At 47.5% G+C, this 21,406-nt stretch carries 24 protein-coding genes; 10 read left to right on the forward strand and 14 right to left on the reverse strand.

From position 1 onward, the window contains the following. Positions 1-4: 4 nt before the first annotated feature. Complete coding sequence (locus AC4OVS_RS17670; protein ID WP_023299409.1) at positions 5-514, reverse strand: hypothetical protein; 510 nt, start codon at positions 512-514, stop codon at positions 5-7. Between the two features lie 182 nt (positions 515-696). Between AC4OVS_RS17670 and AC4OVS_RS17675 the strand changes: the two genes are divergently transcribed. The 5 genes from AC4OVS_RS17675 (at position 697) to AC4OVS_RS17695 (ending at position 5,084) form a co-directional block, all read left to right on the forward strand. Further along, positions 697-1,191, forward strand: coding sequence for a putative pterin-binding protein (locus AC4OVS_RS17675; RefSeq protein WP_022647187.1), 495 nt, complete (start codon positions 697-699; stop codon positions 1,189-1,191). A 17-nt stretch (positions 1,192-1,208) separates the two neighbouring features. Then, positions 1,209-3,146 carry a putative bifunctional diguanylate cyclase/phosphodiesterase gene (locus tag AC4OVS_RS17680; RefSeq protein WP_491922600.1) on the forward strand — a complete coding sequence of 646 codons (1,938 nt, stop codon included), beginning with the start codon at positions 1,209-1,211 and terminating at the stop codon, positions 3,144-3,146. Positions 3,147-3,405: 259 nt separating this feature from the next. Further along, on the forward strand, positions 3,406-3,663 hold the full coding sequence (locus AC4OVS_RS17685) for a YjhX family toxin (protein ID WP_022647185.1): 258 nt from the start codon (positions 3,406-3,408) through the stop codon (positions 3,661-3,663). A gap of 10 nt (positions 3,664-3,673) precedes the next feature. Next, a complete protein-coding gene (locus tag AC4OVS_RS17690) occupies positions 3,674-4,420 on the forward strand; it encodes an SAM-dependent methyltransferase (protein WP_491922762.1) in 747 nt (248 codons plus the stop codon). 169 nt (positions 4,421-4,589) lie between these two features. After that, positions 4,590-5,084, forward strand: a complete 495-nt coding sequence (locus AC4OVS_RS17695; protein ID WP_022647183.1) for a 2-thiouracil desulfurase family protein — start codon at positions 4,590-4,592, stop codon at positions 5,082-5,084. A gap of 366 nt (positions 5,085-5,450) precedes the next feature. Here the strand turns inward: AC4OVS_RS17695 and hha are convergent, their stop codons facing one another. The 7 genes from hha to AC4OVS_RS17730 all read right to left on the reverse strand — a co-directional run bounded on the left by hha (position 5,451) and on the right by AC4OVS_RS17730 (position 12,336). Next, the gene (gene hha, locus AC4OVS_RS17700) at positions 5,451-5,654 is read right to left on the reverse strand and encodes a hemolysin expression modulator Hha (protein WP_038415439.1); all 204 of its coding nucleotides are present in this window, start codon (positions 5,652-5,654) and stop codon (positions 5,451-5,453) included. 49 nt (positions 5,655-5,703) lie between these two features. Beyond that, on the reverse strand, positions 5,704-6,777 hold the full coding sequence (locus AC4OVS_RS17705) for a fimbrial protein (RefSeq protein ID WP_157874901.1): 1,074 nt from the start codon (positions 6,775-6,777) through the stop codon (positions 5,704-5,706). A gap of 29 nt (positions 6,778-6,806) precedes the next feature. Beyond that, entirely contained in the window at positions 6,807-9,392 is a 2,586-nt protein-coding gene (locus tag AC4OVS_RS17710; protein ID WP_491922601.1) for a fimbria/pilus outer membrane usher protein, read from the reverse strand. Between the two features lie 24 nt (positions 9,393-9,416). Then, positions 9,417-10,130: a fimbrial biogenesis chaperone gene (locus tag AC4OVS_RS17715; RefSeq protein ID WP_225303414.1), complete on the reverse strand. Its 714-nt coding sequence runs from the start codon at positions 10,128-10,130 to the stop codon at positions 9,417-9,419. Between the two features lie 63 nt (positions 10,131-10,193). Continuing rightward, the gene (locus AC4OVS_RS17720; RefSeq protein ID WP_038415435.1) at positions 10,194-10,739 is read right to left on the reverse strand and encodes a fimbrial protein; all 546 of its coding nucleotides are present in this window, start codon (positions 10,737-10,739) and stop codon (positions 10,194-10,196) included. A 216-nt stretch (positions 10,740-10,955) separates the two neighbouring features. Then, positions 10,956-11,543, reverse strand: coding sequence for a hypothetical protein (locus AC4OVS_RS17725; protein ID WP_491922602.1), 588 nt, complete (start codon positions 11,541-11,543; stop codon positions 10,956-10,958). 13 nt (positions 11,544-11,556) lie between these two features. Continuing rightward, positions 11,557-12,336 (reverse strand): EAL domain-containing protein, encoded by a 780-nt coding sequence (locus tag AC4OVS_RS17730; RefSeq protein ID WP_126503142.1) that lies wholly within the window; start codon positions 12,334-12,336, stop codon positions 11,557-11,559. Positions 12,337-12,757: 421 nt separating this feature from the next. Here AC4OVS_RS17730 and AC4OVS_RS17735 point away from each other — a divergent pair, with 421 nt between their 5' ends. Next, positions 12,758-13,615, forward strand: coding sequence for a winged helix-turn-helix domain-containing protein (locus AC4OVS_RS17735; RefSeq protein WP_126490663.1), 858 nt, complete (start codon positions 12,758-12,760; stop codon positions 13,613-13,615). Next, positions 13,608-14,096: a hypothetical protein gene (locus AC4OVS_RS17740; protein ID WP_206227942.1), complete on the forward strand. Its 489-nt coding sequence runs from the start codon at positions 13,608-13,610 to the stop codon at positions 14,094-14,096. The genes AC4OVS_RS17735 and AC4OVS_RS17740 overlap by 8 nt, the downstream gene beginning before the upstream one ends. A gap of 794 nt (positions 14,097-14,890) precedes the next feature. On the opposite strand, the gene AC4OVS_RS17745 is transcribed toward AC4OVS_RS17740, so the two are convergent. The 6 genes from AC4OVS_RS17745 to AC4OVS_RS17770 form a co-directional block, all read right to left on the reverse strand. After that, on the reverse strand, positions 14,891-15,454 hold the full coding sequence (locus AC4OVS_RS17745; protein WP_462824820.1) for a DUF8453 domain-containing protein: 564 nt from the start codon (positions 15,452-15,454) through the stop codon (positions 14,891-14,893). A gap of 108 nt (positions 15,455-15,562) precedes the next feature. Then, positions 15,563-17,896: a primase-helicase zinc-binding domain-containing protein gene (locus tag AC4OVS_RS17750; RefSeq protein ID WP_491922603.1), complete on the reverse strand. Its 2,334-nt coding sequence runs from the start codon at positions 17,894-17,896 to the stop codon at positions 15,563-15,565. 14 nt (positions 17,897-17,910) lie between these two features. After that, positions 17,911-18,231: a DUF5375 domain-containing protein gene (locus AC4OVS_RS17755; protein WP_023323624.1), complete on the reverse strand. Its 321-nt coding sequence runs from the start codon at positions 18,229-18,231 to the stop codon at positions 17,911-17,913. Next, complete coding sequence (locus AC4OVS_RS17760) at positions 18,228-18,455, reverse strand: hypothetical protein (RefSeq protein WP_333028416.1); 228 nt, start codon at positions 18,453-18,455, stop codon at positions 18,228-18,230. Before AC4OVS_RS17760 ends, AC4OVS_RS17755 begins: the two co-directional genes overlap by 4 nt. Beyond that, positions 18,452-19,009 (reverse strand): host cell division inhibitor Icd-like protein, encoded by a 558-nt coding sequence (locus tag AC4OVS_RS17765; RefSeq protein ID WP_046621153.1) that lies wholly within the window; start codon positions 19,007-19,009, stop codon positions 18,452-18,454. The genes AC4OVS_RS17760 and AC4OVS_RS17765 overlap by 4 nt, the downstream gene beginning before the upstream one ends. After that, a complete protein-coding gene (locus tag AC4OVS_RS17770) occupies positions 19,006-19,272 on the reverse strand; it encodes a helix-turn-helix transcriptional regulator (protein ID WP_023165627.1) in 267 nt (88 codons plus the stop codon). The genes AC4OVS_RS17765 and AC4OVS_RS17770 overlap by 4 nt, the downstream gene beginning before the upstream one ends. Before the next feature lie 537 nt (positions 19,273-19,809). On the opposite strand from AC4OVS_RS17770, the gene AC4OVS_RS17775 reads away from it, so the two are divergent. From AC4OVS_RS17775 to AC4OVS_RS17785, 3 genes are read left to right on the forward strand one after another with little or no spacing between them, the layout of a single operon-like run. Continuing rightward, positions 19,810-20,553 (forward strand): capsid protein, encoded by a 744-nt coding sequence (locus tag AC4OVS_RS17775; RefSeq protein ID WP_491922604.1) that lies wholly within the window; start codon positions 19,810-19,812, stop codon positions 20,551-20,553. A 3-nt stretch (positions 20,554-20,556) separates the two neighbouring features. Next, complete coding sequence (locus AC4OVS_RS17780; protein ID WP_047723421.1) at positions 20,557-20,775, forward strand: ogr/Delta-like zinc finger family protein; 219 nt, start codon at positions 20,557-20,559, stop codon at positions 20,773-20,775. A 28-nt stretch (positions 20,776-20,803) separates the two neighbouring features. Then, entirely contained in the window at positions 20,804-21,367 is a 564-nt protein-coding gene (locus tag AC4OVS_RS17785) for a phage polarity suppression protein (protein WP_462824825.1), read from the forward strand. Positions 21,368-21,406: the final 39 nt, after the last annotated feature.

Raw genomic sequence — 21,406 nt, forward strand, 5'->3', positions numbered from 1 at the left:
AGGTTCAGGATCGCGCGATCGCCCAAAGCACCACCATACCCAGCGAATTACTCCGCTTTTCCACGTACAGGGTGCCATCGATTAAATAATATCCCTGAGGATAACAGATGCGGATCTCTCTCTTGAGTTCCGGCTCATAGACTTCCGCCCCCGAACAGCTATTTCTGCTGCCGGATTCATACCGGTAAGGTTGGCTCCAGGCAGAGTATTCTCCGTTCAGTAGCCAGGCCGCGGTAAAGATGACGAAAATGGCAACCGGCAGGCTGAAGATGATGAGGCCGAGGTAAAGTTTGACAACGTCAACAAGGGTTTTGTCTTTAAACGCCCTCTTCGCGGCGAACATCACTATCGCCACCAGCGGCAGCAGCAATGTGACAGCCGCAAGATACTGTTCCCCCAGGGCCGTAAGAAATGTCACGCGATAAATCTCGATTGACCAGACAACAAAGCCAAATATCAACGCTAACCCGCCAACGATGAGTGGAATTAAAAAGGCATAGCTATCTTTTTTCATGATGGACGGTTCCTTGTCATGCGTCTGCGGTAAGAAGGTTAAGCATCGCTCGGGTGGCTGCCGACTGACGGCGTTTTTACATCCTGATTATGATGGATACACGTGGGGAAAGATAAAATATATAAACTAGTAGGATAACTAAATTATAATTCTTATACTTATGTTAAAACGTGGAGGCTGAAATGCGATTAATCCTAATGCTGTGCTGCTTTTTAGTGCAAAGCGTCACCCTGGCTGGTGAGTTGCCAAAACCTGCTGGTAAACCCATTTTAACGATTTACGGTAATATCGAGAACACGAATGAAAGTGGAAAAGCCGTGTTTGATATCGCCAGCCTTGAAAAACTCGGTATGGTGAGCTTCCAGACATCATCCCCCTGGTATAATGGCCGCACAAAGTTTGAGGGTGTTCCAATGAGCAAACTCATGGATTATATTGGCGCAAAGGGTAACGTGGTCAATGTTATAGCGCTTAATGATTACGCGACAGCCATCCCGCTGAGCGACTTTAAAAAATATAATGCCATACTCGCTTTGAAGGTTAATGGTGAATATATGCGCATCCGAGATAAAGGGCCGGCATTCATTGTATATCCCTACGACAGTCTTCCTGAATTAAATAATCAGATATATTATTCGCGATCGGCATGGCAGGTCAGCAAAATGAAGATTGAATAGCAGTTCAGGAGAACATAATGAACAGGATACTGGTTGGTATCATTTTTTCTCTTTTTATCACGACTGGATATATTGCTTTTCTTGTTTACGATCGACAGCAGGAGCTCCAAAAACTGACTCATTACACGGAGTCATGGTCTGTCGCCCAACTGGTATCCGAATATTACCGCTTTGAATCATGGCTTGGTCTGTACGCAACCGATTCCGATGACGTTACGATAGACCAGGTCCGGATGCGGCTGGAAATTATGCTAAGCCAGAATGATCTGTTTAAGGAGGGGGATTTAGGACATTACATTAAAAACGTTCAGGCACATCATGACCTCGCGTTAAGCCTTGATAAAATCCTTACGTATCTGGATGCTAACCTCGAAAAAATGAGCCATTCGGATGTAAAAACATACCTTCATACCATGCATTTGCTGGATGCTCCACTCAGTCAGCTTTCATCAAGCGCGTTAACGAAAGACATTAGCACGATTAACAGTAGCAACCATAAAATACAGATCCTGTATTATATTTACTCAGCCCTCTCTTTACTGCTGATCATTCTGAGTATTATCCTGGGTTTTTTAACGATCTATCAAAATAAAAACATCCTTAAAGCGCACAGGCAGGTTGAAAGTCTTGCAGAAGAACTCCAGTTATCCAAGGAGACCCTACAGATTCAGAATTCAAAACTAGAGTATGACGTTTACCATGATTCCCTCACTGGCATGAAAAACCGTCTGTACTTCTGGGATGAGCTCAGCAAACTCAATCTTGAGGCCGAAGAAAATCATGTTCCCGTTACGGTAATGTTATTTGATTTAGACCGATTCAAAGAGGTCAACGATACCTATGGTCATGATGCTGGCGATTTACTGTTACGTCAGGTATCCAGGCGATTGACCGCCATGAGCAATATTTCAGACAGATTTTACCGTTTAGGCGGAGACGAGTTTGCTTTTTTAGCCAGTGGGTTAAACGAAAGCGAAGCCGTTTTGCGCGCTAGAGAGATCAGCGAGAATATCAGTAAACCCTATACGATTAATAACCAGCTCATAAAAATTGCCACCTGCGTGGGTATTGTTTTATCAGATAATGAACGACGTGCTGATTATCTTTATAAGTTCGCCGATCTGGCGCTCTATGAAGCCAAAAAGGCAGGCTCACAGCAGATTAAAGTTTTCCGTCAGCGAATGCTTCAGAAGTTGCAGGAGAGCAGAACGCTTGAAAATGATATGGCAAGGGCGATAGAAAACAATGAGTTTATTGTTTATTACCAGCCTATTGTGAATTCCGTCAGCAAGGAAATTTACGGCTATGAAGCGCTTATTCGCTGGATGCACCCCGTCAAGGGAATGCTTTCCCCGGATAGCTTTATTTTCGCCGCTGAAAAAACAGGCATGATCAACGAGATAGGTAAAACCGTACTTAAACTGGCCTGCAGAGAAGCGGTCTCCTGGGCTGTTCCGGCCAGGATCTCCGTAAACGTCTCGCCTGTTCAATTAGGCAGCAAATCATTTAATAATACGGTGCAGACCGTTCTGGCTGAGACCGGGCTCCCGGCTAACCGTCTTGAGTTAGAGGTCACGGAGTCATCCCTCTTTAGTGACAGAAATAACCCCATTGCGATTCTGAAAAAACTCCGCGCACTGGGCGTAAGAATTTCCATTGATGATTTTGGCACGGGTTATTCGTCGCTCTCCAGACTCAGCGAACTGAATTTTGATAAAATCAAGATCGATAAATCTTTTGTCAATCCGATATCTACACAAGAAGATGCGCTTAATATTGTGAAGCTTATTACCGGTATGGCTAAGAGCCTTAATATGGGCGTTATAGCCGAGGGCGTTGAGACCGAAGAGCAGCTTGAGCGGCTTCAGGCTCTGGGTTGCGAGCTTGTGCAGGGATATCTTTTCAGCAAACCACAGCCTCAGGTCGACAGCAAAATTAAGAGCGGCCTGGAATGATTCCCTCTCCTCAACCCGATGCCAACCGTGATCACGTTTTTCACCCCTGGGTATTCACTTATAAAAATCAGGTGTTATCATTCACCCCGTAAATACCTTTCAACTCAACCCGAGGCTTTGATGCTGGAGAATGTAATCATCCGATAATCAGCTTACCGACCTTTCCAGGCCGGACTGATTATCAATGCGCCGAAATCGAATGCGGACACCGCTGTGTGTTTGCACGTTTTGCACATGATGATTAAACAGGTTTTCCAGTATGAATTTATCCCGTCAGGAACAACGTACCTTACACGTTCTCGCCAAAGGTGGCCGTATTGTGCACGTCCGCAATACCTCCGGCCGCGTCACCGCCGTTGAATGCTATAGCCGCGAAGGGCTACTGCTGGCTGACTGCACGCTCGCCGTTTTCAAAAAGCTCAAAACCAAAAAGCTGATCAAATCCGTTAACGGTCAGCCCTACCGCATTAACACTACCGGGCTGAATAACGTCCGCGCCCAGCCCGATAACCGTTAAGGAGAGGATGATGGATATCCCACGTATTTTTACTGTTAGCGAAAGCGAACACCGCATTCATAACCCCTTTACGCAAGAGAAGTACGCGACGCTGGGTCGCGTGTTACGCATGAAGCGAGGCACAGGCATTCTCGATCTTGGCAGCGGCTCGGGAGAGATGCTTTGCACCTGGGCACGTGATTACGGTATCACCGGTACCGGCATCGACATGAGCCCGCTCTTCACCGCGCAGGCCACGCGGCGCGCAGAGGAACTCGGCGTCAGCGAACGCGTCCATTTCATTCATAACGACGCGGCTGGCTATGTCGCGAATGAAAAATGTGACGTGGCGGCCTGCGTTGGCGCAACCTGGATTGCGGGTGGCGTAGCCGGGACGATGGATCTGCTGGCAAAAAGCCTCAAGCCCGGGGGAATAATGCTCATTGGCGAACCGTACTGGCGTCAGGTACCCGCGACGGAGGAGACAGCCCAGGCGTGCGGCGTCTCGTCGATTGCAGACTTTCTCACTCTGCCCGGTCTGGTTGCGTCTTTCGATCAACAGGGCTATGACCTGGTTGAAATGGTGCTGGCAGACCAGGAAGGCTGGGACAGGTACGAAGCCGCAAAATGGATGACCATGCGTCGCTGGCTGGAGGAAAACCCAGAAGATGACTTCGCGCAGGAGGTTCGGGCGGAGCTGACGACAGCGCCTGAACGTCATGTGACGTACTCGCGGGAGTACTTTGGCTGGGGGGTGTTTGCGTTAATGGCGCGATAATATGGCGCTGGCGGTATAGCCTTGGGGGTATGCCGCCATTCGGCGTTTACGATCATGCTTTTTCTCAATCAGTCTAAAGATACAGCGCAGCATTCCCCCGCTAAGAGACAGATATATACAAGTAATGTGTTAACATACAGCTATACGGGTTACGTCATATTAGATAACGATGATCAATAAAATACTGGTAAGTGCATGCCTGACGGGACTCAAAGTACGTTATGACGGAAGCGAGAAAGCACAGATGTCAGATCAGTTGCAGCGCTGGCAGAAAGAAGGACGCCTTGTGATCTTCTGTCCAGAACTGGCCGCCGGTTTATCAGTGCCCCGTCCTCCGGCTGAAATTATTTCTGCTGAAATTAAAGATACATTGCTGGCGCAGGTCAGAATAATTGAAATTAATGGGCAGGATGTCACTGAACAATATCAGCTCGCCGCCAGATTAGCGCTTCGTACCGCTCAGGAGTCAGATTGTACCGCGGCGCTATTAACCGACGACAGCCCAACATGCGGTAGTCAATTTATCTATGACGGTTCATTCAGCGGCCAGCGTAAGTCAGGAATGGGTGTCGCTGCATCGCTACTCTCCAAACATGGTATAGCCGTATTTTCTGAGAAGAGGCTCGCCGATCTGATTGCCTGGATTGATGAAAAAGAAAAGTGAGTTCTTTTTAAATAGCTACGGACAAAACTCACTTAATCCGTTTATGTCATTTTTTGAGAAAAACACGCTTCACAAAACCTTTCTGAATCTCATTAATTTTAAGCAGCAATCGATTTGGTGAAACGTTAGCGCGGAAATGTCGATGAGATCAGGGATAGACACATGAAAATTGCTAAAAATATGATCATCTCAGCCATCCTGTTACCTTTCTAGTGATTATCTGCGGATGGCCAATAACGTCATAAAATTTAACGTGCATGGAGCATTCAGCCCACCTGACGACGAGAAGGATACTCCTCTTCCAGCCGTCAGGTTTGACATAACTTAACGTCACGCAGGCGCTGTGCTACCTGCCACGCCCGCATTTTATTTCACAAATTTCCACACTTCCGGAGGTACCTTGTCGTAAAGTTTCCCCATTGTCAGTTCGGCCAGTCGATGATCGACCGCAGAGTTAAATGTCTCCAGCTCATCACTCGAAAGAGAATAGGTGTTTTTATCTATGAGTTTTTCTAACGTATCTTTTGATGTACACCGCCTGAGTTGTAAAAGCCATTCCTGTCTGGTCATATCGACTCTTTAATTTCAATGGATGAGAGAAAAATTATTATTTATCATACTAATAATAATTTATTGTGAACGTTAGCGCTGACTCCGCCAAACCAGGAGTCACCTGCCCGCCTGACTGTATATATCTGGCCTGCAGAGGGATCCGTAATTGCGTCACTCCCGTATTCCCGGTTACGGGGCCCAGAGGGTCAAAACCTGTTCCCATTGTTATCATGCTGCTATCATTTTGCTTTCTGACCTGCATATCTATCCCCGTTGCGCTGCCAGTACCTGATTTGAGACTGAATGAATCAGGGGTCGGATTGCCATAAACGGGATTAATTAATACACTCATTTGGTTTTTATATGTATAATACCCTGGGTAATTACCCGGGCAGTTACCTAATTCAATATTGAAATCCACCCACTGACTGGTACTTCCCACACCGGTGAAATCTGTCGTTTTATATTTTCCCATCGGCACGACCACATCAGGTGTCTGGCATGTAAACGGAATAACATTCACTGAGCCGCTAAAAGATACAGACCCCATCGTTATTTTCTTTCCGTCATAGGGGGTACCATCACTCTTAAATATCATACCGTATATGCCAAAAGTGGGTAGGTCACTCCCCGATAAAACTCCTGGCTGTAAGAGGGAACCGTTAACCAATGATATAATATATGCACCTTTATAACTGCCATGTATTTGGTAGCTTGAGTCAAACCATACCTTATCTACTGTATTAACCGCCATGCCTGGCGGTGAAGCAAGTGCAGTAGATAATCCGACCCCAAATGCCGGAGCATTCATCGCAACGACACTGTAATACCTCATCGCCCCCGAATTAAAAGAGTAAGAGTTACCATATGAATTTAATGGTTCAAGAAAAACAAACATATCATAACTTGAAGAGTCTCCACTAGTTACGTGACAATTATAATAGTTAGCTAGATTAATCGAAAGGAAACCACCTGTATATACTGGGACAAACGAAGAATGGTCAACACCGGGTGAAATACTACCTCCAGGTAATACTATCTCCCTGTGGCCAATATTCGTGTCGTCACAAACAGGCGCAGCTAAGGCCACAGACGGGAAATGCATCATGATGAACAATGAAATAGCGAGTAACATTCTCATGCTACTGCGTGACAGAAACCCTACCGCATTCAGTAACATTCCAGGACCTCTTTCTTCATATTAATTGCTGAATCTTCTTCGGAAACGATGACTTTCATTTTACATTCACCCTGATTACCGGCCTTCAGTTTGAGAATATGAGTGCCTGGCTCAAGGCGAACAAATATCTGCCCGGCCTGGCCGACGGTCGCAATATAATTACCCTTCTCATTACTGAGATCAGCGCCAAAGGGGACTGTTTCTCCTTTCCATCGGGCAGAAATCAGTACAGGGACACCTGTCTGCGTATTATATTTAACCTTTACAATGGCACCGGCGTAGGGGGCCACCTTACGTGATGTGCTATCAAAACCGACATCGTTCGTCGCACCCTTTGGATCGATAGCCACTTCATTCAGTTCATACGCATTCAGATAAGGCACTGCTGCATACCCGGCATTATCAATACTGATACCAGGGTAAGAGGAAACCCGGGCGCCTTCGGCACCTCTGGCTTCAATCAACGCCCAGGTATCTGAGGTGTAAAGGCTGAGCGTTGCACCACCGGAATGCAGGATCACTGACCCATTCGCACCAAATGACTGGCTCTGGTTATGATTACCAACGCTGCTGCTGGCATTAAGGTACGTATAAGGTGTCCGCCACTGCCCGTTAACATACAGGCTGCTGCCGGTTGCGCCGCTGGTATTACGCGCCGTTAACCCATAGCTGTACTGGTTGTCTTTGCCGGCCGTTCCGGACAGGGAGGCCGCTTTTGACCATGAACCATCATTGTTGCGCCCTGTTTCCAGACGCGCGGATGGAACGTGAGTGTCTCCGGCAGTCCCCAGAGGGAAGCTGAGGGACAGAAGCCAGCTGGTATCGCTTTTGCCGTACCAGGTATATGTTCGGTTGACATTCAGTCCGTAAGTGACTGAGTTCCAGCTATTACTGTAACCTACCTGGAACTGTTTATCGGTATCCTCACTGTTCCAGTAATTCTGCAATGAAGCACTTGCGTAGAACTGTCCCAGACCTTCGGGAAGAGACTGGCTGGCAGTCAGGGTATAGCGGCTTTTAGAACGTTTCAGACGCTGTTCATCGTAACCACGCGCCAGCATATCTTTTGTCATCATGGCTGTTGCCAGATCGTAATAGCCCTGCGTTGAAAAACGATAGGTTGCCAGCGTCAGATTGGTGCCCGTCCGGGGGATGAATTTTGAATAGCTGAGTCTGTAGCTCTGTCCTGATGACGTTTTATGGCTATATTCCTGACCATTCGGGTTGCCCGCAAAAGAGGCATGCGACTGGGTGATATCCAGAGAAATCGCCCCGGCCTGGGTTCCTAATGCCATACCAGCCTGAGCGGCATAATAGCCATCGCTTTGTTGCCAGCCAGTATAGCCCGTCAGGTAATTTGACAGTCCGTGCTGCCAGGTTGCCTCATAAAACTCTGGTTTATCTCTAAGATTGAGCTGGCGTAATTTACCCGCCGTAATAGAATAGCGGTACGACCCCGGTCTAATTAGCTGGGGCATCGCGGTATATGGGACCAGAAAAAAGTTTTCATTGCCATCTGCCTCCCGGACGGTCACTGTCAGGTCGCCACCAAATCCCGTCGGATAAAGATCGTTAATGACGAATTCACCCGGGGATACGGTAGTTTCGTAAATAATGGCGTTGTTCTGGCGTACAGTGACTTTCGCATTCGTTCTTGCCATCCCCCTGATTTCAGGCGCATAACCCCGCAGCGAAGCCGGATACATGCGCTCATCACTGGCAATTTGCATACCGGAAAAGGGCAGTGAGTCAAAAACCCTGCCTGTAGTATTAGACTGGCCGACAAGTAAGCGGCCTTTAATGAACGGAATATCCCGCTGCGCATACGTGTTCAGAGACTGATAATCCTTTTTCCCGTCATCTGACCAGGAATAAGAGCCATTATGACGGAAATACCATGCACCAAGATTGAATCCGGTATTTAACGAGGCAAACAACGATTTATAATCGTAATGACTGGACTGACTTGTCCAGGCGTTGAGGCCATAGCTGATAAATGCTGCTGGTATACCGCTATCCCAGAGTTCCGGGTTTACGAAACCACGCGCAGAGCGATGGACATATTTTTGCGGCAACGTAATATCCAGTACCTGCTCTCCCGCATCGAATTCGACCCTGGCATTCGGGATGCCAGATAAGATCTCGGTGCAGCCATCAGAATTTGGCAGCCGCACTGTGTCGGTCTCATTGATTCTTTCCCAGGCCAGAGGGATCGCTTTCAGTAATTCCGGCGTTATACAGACATAACCAGAGTTATCCGCCCGGGTTTTAATCTCGATATTTTCATTCCCTACTTCACTCCCATTTACCCGAATGGAGGCATAATATTTCCCGGGTAAAAGAAAACTGCGCTTTGAAAAGCGGCTGATATCGACGGGTTGATTGTTTTGTAACATCAGTACATCACTGATAAATTCAACGTCCCCGGTCCCGGGGTCAGGTATCACTTCTGACAGAGGATTCTCAGGCTGCGCTCCTGTGTGTTCCATTGCTTCAGTTGAATGCGATATACTGCAAAAACCCGCAACAGCTGCTGCAAGAAAGCTCTTGCGGAAATATTTTTTATGGTTTTTCACGTTATATTCCCTGTCAAACAGACGTTATTGAACAGCAGCAGATTTCTCAGTGACTGCGCCATAATCATTGACGGCGTCAAAGTGAATCGTTTGTCCATGCCTTACCTGCAACGGAAACGACTCAGCATCAAAAGGTGCTATCATTTTCCCTTCGGTTTTTTTTCCATTCGCTTTTACGCCAGAAATAGATACATTCCAAGGCGTTTTATTGATGGCCTGTAATTTCCCGCCTATGGTTTTCCATTCGAGTTTATCCGGAGCTTCAATAGATTTCCCCTGAAGCGCCTGCGGCCGATAAAAAAGTTTTATTCGGGTACGAAAAGCGATTTGTAAGAAATTATCATCTTTCTTTGCACTGTTACGTGCTGGCACTTCAAGCACGTTAAGCCAGAATACAGACTCTTTATCTGAAGGCAGGGGTTTTCCGGTAAAACTGATCTGTAGTGTCTGACCTTTGCCAGGATCAACACGGTTTATCGGGGGCGTCACAATAAAGGGGGCCGTGCTTGTATCTGGTGATTTGCTCATAACACCATCATCAATCCAGCTCTGGATAAGTACGGGGGATTTACCATTATTATTAAGTTTCACACTGACAGAGCGCTCGCCCTGAGCGTAAATCACCCGGGTACCGGTAATAACAATACTGGCTTTCACGGGGTTGCTAAGCAGCACCAGAAAAAGCATGAACAGTAATATCAGTGTCTGAATAAAAATAAAGTTATGCTTCCGCTGCACAGGCATAATTCCACTCTCTTTGAAAGGGGGCGGAAGCCCCCCTGATTAATGAAGTACGTTGAATTACATATACTGAATGGAGTAAACCACCTGGCTGATAACTGTCCCGGCTGTGGTTGCAGCATCAGCAAAATACTCAACCGAATAAGGCAGGTTTGCACTTCCAGAGGAAACATTCTGATAGGTTGTGTTGGCAGCCTGATTTCCGTTACCCGCCACAATGACATCTCCAGTCGCAGAGGATTCGTCACGCAGCTGCAGGCTGACATTCGTTGCCGTTCCGCTGTTCTTTAGATGTCCGCTGGCTAAATCCACTGTCGGACCTGCCTCAAAGAACGCGGAGGCGCTTTGAAGAGTACCCTGGCAATTAGTCAGAGCGATATTGAAGCCCGTACGCCCCGCAGTCTCACCCGGATTTACCAGCTGGTTGATACCGACCGTTGGCAGAACAACCGTTGCATCCGCAGCCTGATTATCAACAACGGCATCACAGGTAGTGGCAGTCAGTTCACCATTAAAAGTAATGGTTCCTGTAGATGCAGCATTCGCAGAACTTACAGTTGCACCCAGAACAGCAAACAGCGTTAACGCAATAGCACTATTTTTCATGTTTATTTCCTTTGAACATATTTATACACAATAGAGTTGTAATAAGGAGATGTGGAAACATCCTTATCAAACCCCTTACTTAGAATGGTGAAAATCACCAGGCACTACAAAAAAACATAAAGCGTTGAGTTATTAATTTTCAGTATTAAGCACTTCATCTGTTCAAACAAATGAATTTTGGCAATAAACAAACAGAGGTAAACCATGGGACAGCGGTTATAGCATCCCTGTTCTAATTTCACTTAATGCTTTCACTACAAAATGAGCTTCCCCATCACCATTAACCAACATTTTCTGATAAGCAGAACGTTTATAATGACTAATTTTCTTAACCCCAATTTTATACTTAAAGGAACTAAACTGGGCACCCGTTAAGTTAAAATAATTAAAAATCACTTGTTCCTCTTTTTGAGTAAGAGATATGCCAGGCATAAAACTTACCCTCCCGTACTTCTTAATTACATCTAACATCCGCCATGATGAAAGGCATCTGTTAATTACCAGAAAACCTTTATAACAAAGCGCCATTTCTCTTTTGCCGAGGGTTCTCAGAGAAAAGACAATATTAGTTCTAAAACGCGCAGCGAAATTCCTGATGCGGTTCAAGTCATCCACTGCCAGTATAATGATGCTTTTTTCATTATAGTTTTCAAAAGGAATACCATCAGAAAAACATTCCTGCTGGTTTTGATCTACATAATGACAAAAAACATTTAGATTATTTTCATTCTTTAATAAAAACTCCAGTCCATTAAGGTAAAAATAATCATCGGATATGAGAAAAACTGTTTTTTTTACTGTCATGGTATCCGTCCTGTCAGCGGTAGTGTTTCATAAAATCACAAAAAGCAGCTACGGATAAAGGTCGTGAAAAAAAATACCCTTGCATATGTATGATTCCAGCGTTTCCCAGAGCCTCTTTCTGATGTTGATTTTCCACCCCTTCCGCAACAATATGCACCCCGCACAGAGAGGATACTTTTACGATGCCATCAATTAACTTCCGGTAAATTAGTTCAAAGTTCTCTTTTATCTGCGTAACCGAGCGATCCAGTTTTAGAATTGAAACATTACTTACGCCAAAAAATTTCATTGCAGCAGTGTTTATCCCAGCATCATCAATAGCGAACTTCACTCCGATAGAATTATAGAATGCGATTGCATTCAGAATATCACTGGTCGCATCAGTAATATTTCTTTCCACTATCTCAAGCAGGATCACCACATCTGTTTTGAAATAACTCTTAAACCTCACTACCGCATTCCTGATAGTTTGAGAGCTTATCTGACCACAGGTGATATTCAGAGAAAAAACAAAGCCCGATGGGATTTCGCCTGCGCCGTCATTTTTCCTTAACAGTTCTGCCGTTTTCAGTAAAAGCTCTCTTGCATAAAAATCTGCACGCTCAGGCACCTCAAGTTCTTCGATATGCAGCTGATTAAGTATGTATCCTTTTTTTGTTTTTACTCTACAGAGGATTTCTGCTCCCACGATACAGTTATCATAAGTATTAATAACAGGCTGAAGGAAAGGCGTAACATCCATTTCACAATTGTAAGAACATTTCTTTTCAAGTGTATCATTCATTATCAGCATGTTTCATACCCTTCTTTTATCAGTATCGCAGTGTTTATCCTTACTTTCGTTTGCTTCAGCGTGTCCGTCTGCAATGAAACAATCATAACTCTGACTTCTAATTTTTTATATAATATATTGCAAAATATATAAATATCAGACAATTCATCTGAGTATATATGCATTATTAATTTTTTTATTCTTTTATATAGAAATAAGGCTCATCATTGAGAGAGTTTTAAAAACCATCAGAATGTATATAAAACATTCATGTCGGAAGGAGAATTCTATATTTTGATATGATATTTATTGTAAATAACAAAACACTATCATATTCGCGTGACAGATATGTTTAATATGCTAAACTCAGCGCCAAAATCAGTTTCACTATTTCATACAGGTAAAAGTGCCGCAGGTAAGACCTGAAGGATAAGGACGGGTTATGCTCTATATTTTCAATGAGAATATTGTTTATGATGACGCTCAGTGTTCTTTAACTAACTGTAAGAGTTATGACTCGATCCTTCTTCCAGCAACGGCCTCAAGGTTGCTGTCGTTATTTATCAGATATCAGGGGTCAACTTTAACCCGTGAAGAAATTCTCAATTGCGTATGGGATGAGTACGGTTATAAAGCGTCCAACAATACACTTACACAATATGTATCGTTGATTAGAAAAAATTTTCAGTTACTTGGTGAAACAGCCGATATCATCATCACTATTCCACGTACCGGTTTTGTGATGAACAAAGATGTAGAAGTGAAAATGATCGAACCCGGAGCAGAAAAACAAGACCTGTTGCTTCCGGATACCCGTTTATTCAGTGATGATTTTCTACCTGACACGGTCGAACAGGGGATGTCTCTTACAGAGACTAATACAGATACAGGCACTGAAGAGGACAGTACGACTTCCATTACAAAAAACAGTAAAAGATTAGTATGGTTTCATGGCCTTAATGCATTGTCATTAATCATGTTCTTACTTATTTGTTATCATATTCAGCTTAAAACTAATGAGATGAAAGTATCCAGGGTATACCAGGTCGGTACGATTGACAGCTGCCCTGTATATATGTTTTTCAGAAGTGCGCATGAACTGCTCCCCGTGAGACTCACCTTAACTGAAAAGATAGCCAGAGAATCAATACCTTGCCTCCCAGGAAGCTTTTATATCTCTCAGCAGGAAGACAGCCTGATTTTTGATGAAGCAGGACGTTTATTCATCAGCAGATGCAGTTATCAGGCTGGCAACAAGAAAAAGTTATCCAGTTGTAAGAGCGTATATAGCCATGAATAAAAAATATAAATTATTAACAATTACTTTATTTGTGTTTTTCTCAGGCATCCTTGTCACTATCAGTAACATGACTAAAAGTGGCAATGTTAACTGCTCTGGAACCTTACAAATGAATTCACCGGGCGATCAAGAGTATCTCTTTAATGGAACCATCAGTGTGGTGATACGACCGGGTACTGAAAGTATTATCAGTATCTTTGGTACTTCGGTATCAGCAAGACAGCCTTCCCCCATCAATACGCATCTCGTTAATCGGGATATAACATTCACGGTCCTGAGCAGAAACAAAAGCGATTTTTACCTGAGTGATATGAAGACAACAGCTCACCCCGGGGACAGCATGACCGAGACAGAGGCCTCTGGGCTGCTTTTCGATATGTTTGATCTGGAAAACAACAGGCTTACCGTTCGAAGATATCTCAATACCTTTGTTTTTGGCGATGTTCCTCTTCCTTTATTTATTTGTGTGAAAAAAAGATAAAATTTTATATCCCTTTAATCGGTTCAAAATGAAATAAGGTGATTTTCGGACGACCATCTTAACGTTGGTGATATGCACATCTCACGGCAGAGTTCAAACCAGAATCCGGTCAACTGGTCCTGCTCCATAACTTTGCGGTACGACGTAACGTATGTCTGTGCTAAATACACTGTGCATATCTTGCCGTTATTCTCGACCTGTTCACAACAAAACGGATAACAAACCAGGCGGGGAGACAAACCAAAGCGATTAGGCGTTTAAATAGAACTTCAGATTGCAACCAAACGAATCCGAAAAGAGATGGCGTGAGAATTTGAAATGGTGCGATAATAGGAACCAACAAACCAACTCAACCTACTGATTTATTGTTAAAATTTAAACTCGATAAATAAAACTATACACATCCCTATACACATCAGCGATAGCGTTCATTTTTTGGACCTGATTCTGGGTAAGAAAAGTTTTTTTACACTTAACTGTTCACACTGTTCACCTCGATTATTTATCGTTTAATATCATATGGTTAGATGGTGATTAGTTGGTGAAGAGTGAACAGTCGACTCTTCACCATTGTGATTTTTGCTCGTTCTGGATGCGCGCGGTCAGGCGATGAGCGGGGGGATAAAAAGTTTTTTTGGGGTTTGACTGTTCACACTGTTCACCTCTTGTTTTTTATCAATAATTTCATAGTGATAAAGGGTGAACATACGTTGAAGGGTGAACAGTAGATTGTTCACCCCTCATGGCAGAAAATATAAATTGCAGGTAAGAAAGACTATCCTGGCGCAGACGAATTAGTGTTGTGTTTTGATATTAAGCAAAGCTTTCTCAATTCTGGCTAGATTTTCAGCAATCTTTTTCTCATTACTGTTATCTGAGGCATCCACCCTAGCCAACGATAACAATTCAATATAACTTTCATTAGTAATATTTTTTGCGAAAGGGTTCTTGCTATTAGCTTTACGGAAAGTTGTAGTTACTCTAATTTTGTGGTCACCTAAAATCTTCTTCGAATCAGCGAAATTCCCAAGCCTCAATATCCTGCATGAACCAGGTGCAAGGAATGGTATGCCTGAAACCAATGCACCTTTCGTTAACGCACTATACTCAACATTAGGCAGTGAATTCTTAAAGGTATTTTCATTAAAACTGAAGGTTACATCTTTTGCAGCACTTTTACCTATATTCTTAATTACAATATTTAAAACAGTTTTGACTTCATTGTTTTGTTCAAGGTAAACAATGACGTCTGGGTAGGTGCTCTCTTTGTAAACAAGATAACTAATACATGATGAGCCAACGGCAACTAACATAGTTAATATATTTATTAATAACCCACTAGTCTGAAAATAATCCATTTCCTACCTCTCGAAAAACAGATGAAATATTCGACCATTATACACATCTCGCAAATCGTTATGTTGGTAGTTAAAGTAACAGACCGGCTATAGCCGGTCTGAGTTAGGTTAAGTCGCTGCGGGTTCGTCGCATTTCGGCAGCCAGTCGCCGTAGCTTTCCTCTTTCAGTGAAAGGTTAGTCTGTATCCCCTGCTTCGTGTGCCGCTTCTCATAATTCAGGCCGTACTCTTTCAGCATCATGGGCAACCCCAGCCCGAACATTTTCAGGCTGAGCACGTTCCTGTACCCGTTAGCCTCCATATAGGCCAGATACGCGTGATAAAGATATTTACGGTAATTACGCGGGAAGATGCTGGCATTACCCATAAACATCCCGCTGGTCTGCGGCAGCATTTCCAGATAACCGCAAAAATCAAACGTCGGGTCAGCATCGCGCTTGATACTGAGCGCCTCGTCGGAGTTCTGCTGCGACTGGAGCAGTGCACGGGCGGTCATCGGGTCGCTGAATTTCTGCATAAGCTGGCGCACGATGACGGCCAGCTCGCGCGCAATTTTATCCCTGAGCTGCGGGTCGCGTTCTTCCGGGGCAATCTGCTCCGGGAAATGAATAATCACCCGTCGACGGGAGACGCCTCCGCTGCGGTCGGTGAAGCGCATCGGGTTGTTGTTCACGGCCAGAATGACCGCCGGAATATGCGTTGAATACGGGTTCTGGTATTTCGGGTCAACCGAGACCGCATCACCGCCGGTGATGGCCTTGAGTCCTGCGCCGTCACCGCTCCATTTTTCCTGGTCTGGCAGACGGATCAGCGAGAAGCCAATCAGGGAGGCACGCTTGCGCGGATCTTCCAGCGTGTCGATGTCGGCCGACGTGGCGTTATCCTCCCCGGCGAGCAGGGTCGCGATTTCGGCCAGAATACTTTTGCCGCTCCCGCCGGGACCGGTGACTTCGAGAAAGAGCTGCCAGTCGTAGCGGTTCGCCAGCACCATAAAAAGCGCAGCCAGTATCACGTCGCGCTTTTGTGGATTTTTACCGGCCGCCCGGTCGAGCCAGCGCCAGAAGTTCGGCGCGTGAGTCTCCAGCGTTTCCCCCTCGACCGGCGGAGTAAAATCCACGTCGCACAGCGTGCGCAGCCAGTGCGATTTGCTGTGTGGGCTGTACAGGCCGCTCTGGGTATCGAGTACCCCGTTGCGAAAACCAATCAGACGGCGTGCCGGTGCCTCCTGCTGCGGAATAATCAGCTTCAGGGTCTCCACCACCGAGGCAATTTTCCCGGATGAGAACGGGGCGCGTAAGCGCTGGAATAAATCTGCCACATTCCGTGAAAAAGTGGCGGCAGGAATATTTTTCCAGATGCCGTTTTCATAGCGGGACAGGAGCTGGCCGTTCGCATCCACCGCCAGCGCTTCTCCGTAATGCTCATGCACCCGCAAGGCCTTGTCGCTGGCGCTCATGGCCGTAAATTCCGCCTCGCTCATGGTATCAAACGGGCTTTGCGCCGGTGGCCGGATGGCGTCATAAATCGCTTTCCGCGTTGCCTCTTCGCCGTGCTGAATAAACGCATCATTCCAGTCACCGAACACCGGCGGCAGGGCGACAACGCCCTCACAGGCGTCTGCGGCCGCAGCGGCTTTACTCTGACCATCGCCGCTCAGGTCACGGTCGGCGGCGAGGACAATCTGACAGGCCGGGTATTTCTGACGGACAAGGCTCGCCAGAGAAAGGAGGTTCACGGACGACAGCGCCACCATGACGGTTTCACCGGTCAGGTGATGCACGGTGAGCGCGGTTGCATAGCCCTCTGCAATCCACAGGCGTTTTCCTGCCTGTTTTTTCCCTTCGATGGTGTGGCACGCCCCTTTTACCGCCCCACCTTTCAGGGTGCGTTTGAGACCGTCAGAATTGATAAGCTGAAGGTTAACCAGTGCGCCGGTATCGTCATACAGCGGGACAACCACATCACCGGCGCGGAACGTCACGCCGCCGGTTTTGTGTGTGGCCGACAGTATGAGACATTCATGATCGGGGAATCCCTTGCGGTTCAGATAGGCGTTGCCGCTGGCCGTGCGGGTTTTCTCCATCAGTCTGACGGCCAGTGCGGCCGCCGCTTTGCGGTCGGTATCGGTTTCAGCCTCTGCGGCCGCAATCACTTTCGGGGCAACCGGCGGCAGGTTGCCGGTCACGGCGTTCACCTTCCCGGCAGCCTTTGATGCGGTCACGCCGAACACTTTCTCAACCAGCTTAAGCCCGTCACCCGCGCCGCACTGATTACAGAGCCACGTCCCGCGCCCCTCTTTATCGTCAAAGCGGAAACGGTCAGAGCCGCCGCACACCGGACAGGCCTGATGCCGGTTTTTTATGACCTTCACACCCAGCGCCGGGAGAATGCGCGGCCAGTGGCCGCACGCCTGTTTTACCGTCTCTGTTACGTTCATTTTCATCGTTATTTTCTCCCTCAGTGCACAACAGGCGATTGAATGTGACGGGCGCACAGTTCATCCATCACTGCGAGCCCGAGGAAGGACAGTGAGGGCGCGGTCTTGAGTGGTCCGTCTTCCATTAAATCTTCCAGCAGTGCACAGGCAATCTGACGGCCTTTTTCCTCGCCGTGCTGGCGCAGGTAGAACCCCTCCAGCTCGTCGGCAATCGCACTTTCCAGCGCGTCGAGGGTGAGGTTTGGGTAGCGGCGCTGATGTTCGCATACCGTCAGCCATGCACAGGCCACGGCGCGACGATACAGCGCGGCGCGTAATACGTGCGGTAATGGTTTTTTCATACGTTGTCCTCCCCGGTTAGCCAGCGCTGATTGCAGCGCTCTACCACGCCGTCGAGCTGGGCGGTCATAAGGTAAATCACGGAGGTGAGTTGCGACTGCTGCGCAGGGTCACGACGAACGGTGGCGCAGTCCTGCACCTGCATCAGCTCATTGACGAACTGGCCGACATTGCGCATGTGCTCAAGGCATTCGAGGTCACGGGCGGTAATGGTGGTGTGTCTCATGCGCGCGCCTCCGCAACCGGCAGACGGCCAGCGAATGAGAGGACATAATCGCGAACAAGGTAACGACGTGCAGCGTGTTCATCACCGGCAACAGTGCGGAGCATACAGATACGGGGTTTACGGTCTGCGCGACGAACGGCGGCAAACACAAAGACAAACTGCGGGTGTGACGGGGTGAGGGTCGTAGCCATGATGGCAGCCTCCATTGAGTAGCGGTTACTGCTACCACCGGAAACGCCAATTTCACTGGTGGCAGCCCGAACGGGGTTGGCGTAACCGGCCTCAATGGATACCGGCCAGCCCGAAGGCTGCCCCGCCCGGACTACCATTATCTTGCTGGAACCATGGTGTATAAAAAGACACCACAGCCCGGAAAATGGGTGTGCCTGAGCTACGACGAAAAAAAAGACGCACGGCGCGTCTGGTGTCGCCATTGAGTTTCGCGGAACGCCAATTCCGGCTGTCGATTTTGCGACAGCGGGAAAACTATACCTGGAAACAGCGACAGGAAGCAAGCCAGAAAAAGGGTCTGTTTGCTGGACGGTCATCATCATGCGTCATAGCCCCGGTTGCGTTCGGCAATACGATCCGCCATCCATGCCGTGATTTCAGACTGCGCCCACGCCACGTTTTTGCCGCCCAGGCTGATTTGTTTCGGGAAAGCCTCGCGGCTGATGAGGTCGTAAATGGTTGACCGGGACAGGCCGCACAGATGCATCACTTCAGGCAGGCGGATAAAGCGCTCCTGAACGGCATCAGAAACCGGCATCAGTGGTGCGGCAGGGGCAGAAGACGGGGAAGAAAAAGCGGTGTGCATCGGGCTACCTCATAAAGTCCATACAGTGCCGGTCATGTCCGTCCGGCTTCGGGTAGCTCCTTATTATGTCTATATTTTTCCTCAGGTCATGTGAGATTTTCGGGGAAACAAACATTGACTTTTCGCTCTGGCAAACAAAGACAAACGCTGGCAAAGATATGCAAATCACTGCATTACAATGCAGCAATTTCTATTTCTTTTAGTTATACATTTTTCATTTTTAATCGAAATAAAGTCTAAGTGGTATACACAGAGCAAAACAGGAGGGTGAACAGTGGTGAACAGACGGTGAACAGTCATTCCCTCAACTGTTCACCCTTTATCTTACTGTATTACTTATATTTTTATTTAAGGTGAACAGTGGTGAACAGTTATAAGTAAAAAAACAAACGATGAGTAAGGTTTTGGTGAGACCTTTCTCTGGCAAGCCGGGTTTTGAGTGGTGTTTGTGCCAGAACTGCCACAACTGCAATGAATCGAGATGTTGTGTGATGAAGGGCAGAATCATTTCAGGTTGAATAAACGGAGAGCCTGAACATGAAACCCGAAACAGTCATTACCGCCCTGCAAAATGTTGCCGCCAAGCAGTCCGCAGAGAACAACCCGCATATCACCGACAAGCTGAGCGCATTTACTGTGGCCAGAGACACCCACGCGGCCAGCATGCAGGCGCTGAAAGAGATTGATACGTCCATTGAACGCTGCAAGCAGGAGCGGCAGACCGCCCTTGATGAGAGCACTGAGGCGGAGCAGGACTGGCGCAGCCGCTTTCGCACCCTGCGCGGCAGTCTCACCCCTGAAATGAAAGCTGAGCACAGCAGGCGTATCGCCAGTCGAGAGCTGGCCGATGAGTTCACCGGTCTGATTGCGGAGCTGGAGACCGACCGGACACGCGCCATGTTGAATGCCTGCTCCACCGGAAATAAATTCCTTTCAGCGCATGAAGATGCCTTTACCGCTTATGCCAGTGCGGAATGGGCTCAGGCTGTCAATGCGGTTCCCGTCGCCCTCATTCGTGCTTTCATGCTGCGCATTCGCGCCCTCGAAATGAAGGGAGAAAGCGCTCCTCAGTCCGTGGCCATCAGTGAGCTGCGCGATGCGCTGAGCCGTCAGGGCAGCCTGTATCACTTCGATATGAAGCAGGAGCCGGTGTTGTCCGTGACGGGCATGCACCGGCCGCAGATTACCGGCGTGGATACGGAGCTGTTACGCAGCCCTGCGAAGAGGATGATGCTTGCCAGAAAACTGGCTGAAAATGGCGAGACAAAAGCGGAGGTGTAAGCAATGTTTCACTGCCCGTTCTGCAAAACCAGCGCGCATTCCCGCACCAGCCGGTATCTGTCCGATAACGTCAAACAGCGCTATCACCAGTGCATGAATATCGAATGCTCGGCCACGTTCCGCACGCTTGAGTCCATCGACGGGGTTATTCGTTCACCGGTGACAGAGCCGGTTATCCCGCTACCCGCACCGGCGGCAATCGTTAACCGTGCCGGTGCGTAAGCACGGCCAGTCATCAGGAGAAACATACGTGACCACACTGACACTACAGAAAGCCTTTGAGGCCTGTCAGGCAAACAAATCCGCCTGGCTGCAACGCAGGGATGAACTGACGCAGGCCGAACAGGCATACCGCGAACAGCTTGCCGGCAGAGGCCACAGCGGCCGGAGCCTGCAAACGCTGCGTGAAATTATCGACGTGAAAAAATGGGAAATTAATCAGGCTGCCGGTCGCTACATCCGCTCGCATGAGGAGGTGCAGCGCATCAGCATACGTAACCGTCTGAATGATTTTATGCAGGTGCACGGCGCGGAGCTGGCCGCCGCCCTTGCCCCTGAACTGATGAATTATTCCGGGCAACACTCCGCCGTTCAGCGCTGCGCCATGCAGCACTCACTCGACTATCTGCGTGAGGCGCTACAGCTCTGGCTGGTCGCCGGTGAAAAAATTAATTATTCGGCGCAGGATAATGACATTTTAACGGCCATCGGATTCAGACCTGACGCGGCTTCGCGCGATGATAGTCGTGAAAAATTCACACCCGCACAGAACCTGAATTACACCCGCCGCCGTGCAGAACTGGCCGTGCAGTAGTCCGCTTAAAAAATCCCCGAAAATCCCGCCATTTTTACG

This window comes from Enterobacter sp. 4974935 (genome assembly GCF_058661735.1).

Bases quoted from the DNA above. Each gene is read 5' to 3' on its own strand.
- AC4OVS_RS17670 (WP_023299409.1), bottom strand. From the start codon at position 514: ATGAAAAAAGATAGCTATGCCTTTTTAATTCCACTCATCGTTGGCGGG.
- AC4OVS_RS17675 (WP_022647187.1), top strand. From the start codon at position 697: ATGCGATTAATCCTAATGCTGTGCTGCTTTTTAGTGCAAAGCGTCACC.
- AC4OVS_RS17680 (WP_491922600.1), top strand. From the start codon at position 1,209: ATGAACAGGATACTGGTTGGTATCATTTTTTCTCTTTTTATCACGACT.
- AC4OVS_RS17685 (WP_022647185.1), top strand. From the start codon at position 3,406: ATGAATTTATCCCGTCAGGAACAACGTACCTTACACGTTCTCGCCAAA.
- AC4OVS_RS17690 (WP_491922762.1), top strand. From the start codon at position 3,674: ATGGATATCCCACGTATTTTTACTGTTAGCGAAAGCGAACACCGCATT.
- AC4OVS_RS17695 (WP_022647183.1), top strand. From the start codon at position 4,590: ATGATCAATAAAATACTGGTAAGTGCATGCCTGACGGGACTCAAAGTA.
- hha (WP_038415439.1), bottom strand. From the start codon at position 5,654: ATGACCAGACAGGAATGGCTTTTACAACTCAGGCGGTGTACATCAAAA.
- AC4OVS_RS17705 (WP_157874901.1), bottom strand. From the start codon at position 6,777: ATGAGAATGTTACTCGCTATTTCATTGTTCATCATGATGCATTTCCCG.
- AC4OVS_RS17720 (WP_038415435.1), bottom strand. From the start codon at position 10,739: ATGAAAAATAGTGCTATTGCGTTAACGCTGTTTGCTGTTCTGGGTGCA.
- AC4OVS_RS17725 (WP_491922602.1), bottom strand. From the start codon at position 11,543: ATGACAGTAAAAAAAACAGTTTTTCTCATATCCGATGATTATTTTTAC.
- AC4OVS_RS17730 (WP_126503142.1), bottom strand. From the start codon at position 12,336: ATGCTGATAATGAATGATACACTTGAAAAGAAATGTTCTTACAATTGT.
- AC4OVS_RS17735 (WP_126490663.1), top strand. From the start codon at position 12,758: ATGCTCTATATTTTCAATGAGAATATTGTTTATGATGACGCTCAGTGT.
- AC4OVS_RS17740 (WP_206227942.1), top strand. From the start codon at position 13,608: ATGAATAAAAAATATAAATTATTAACAATTACTTTATTTGTGTTTTTC.
- AC4OVS_RS17745 (WP_462824820.1), bottom strand. From the start codon at position 15,454: ATGGATTATTTTCAGACTAGTGGGTTATTAATAAATATATTAACTATG.
- AC4OVS_RS17750 (WP_491922603.1), bottom strand. From the start codon at position 17,896: ATGAAAATGAACGTAACAGAGACGGTAAAACAGGCGTGCGGCCACTGG.
- AC4OVS_RS17755 (WP_023323624.1), bottom strand. From the start codon at position 18,231: ATGAAAAAACCATTACCGCACGTATTACGCGCCGCGCTGTATCGTCGC.
- AC4OVS_RS17760 (WP_333028416.1), bottom strand. From the start codon at position 18,455: ATGAGACACACCACCATTACCGCCCGTGACCTCGAATGCCTTGAGCAC.
- AC4OVS_RS17765 (WP_046621153.1), bottom strand. From the start codon at position 19,009: ATGATGATGACCGTCCAGCAAACAGACCCTTTTTCTGGCTTGCTTCCT.
- AC4OVS_RS17770 (WP_023165627.1), bottom strand. From the start codon at position 19,272: ATGCACACCGCTTTTTCTTCCCCGTCTTCTGCCCCTGCCGCACCACTG.
- AC4OVS_RS17775 (WP_491922604.1), top strand. From the start codon at position 19,810: ATGAAACCCGAAACAGTCATTACCGCCCTGCAAAATGTTGCCGCCAAG.
- AC4OVS_RS17780 (WP_047723421.1), top strand. From the start codon at position 20,557: ATGTTTCACTGCCCGTTCTGCAAAACCAGCGCGCATTCCCGCACCAGC.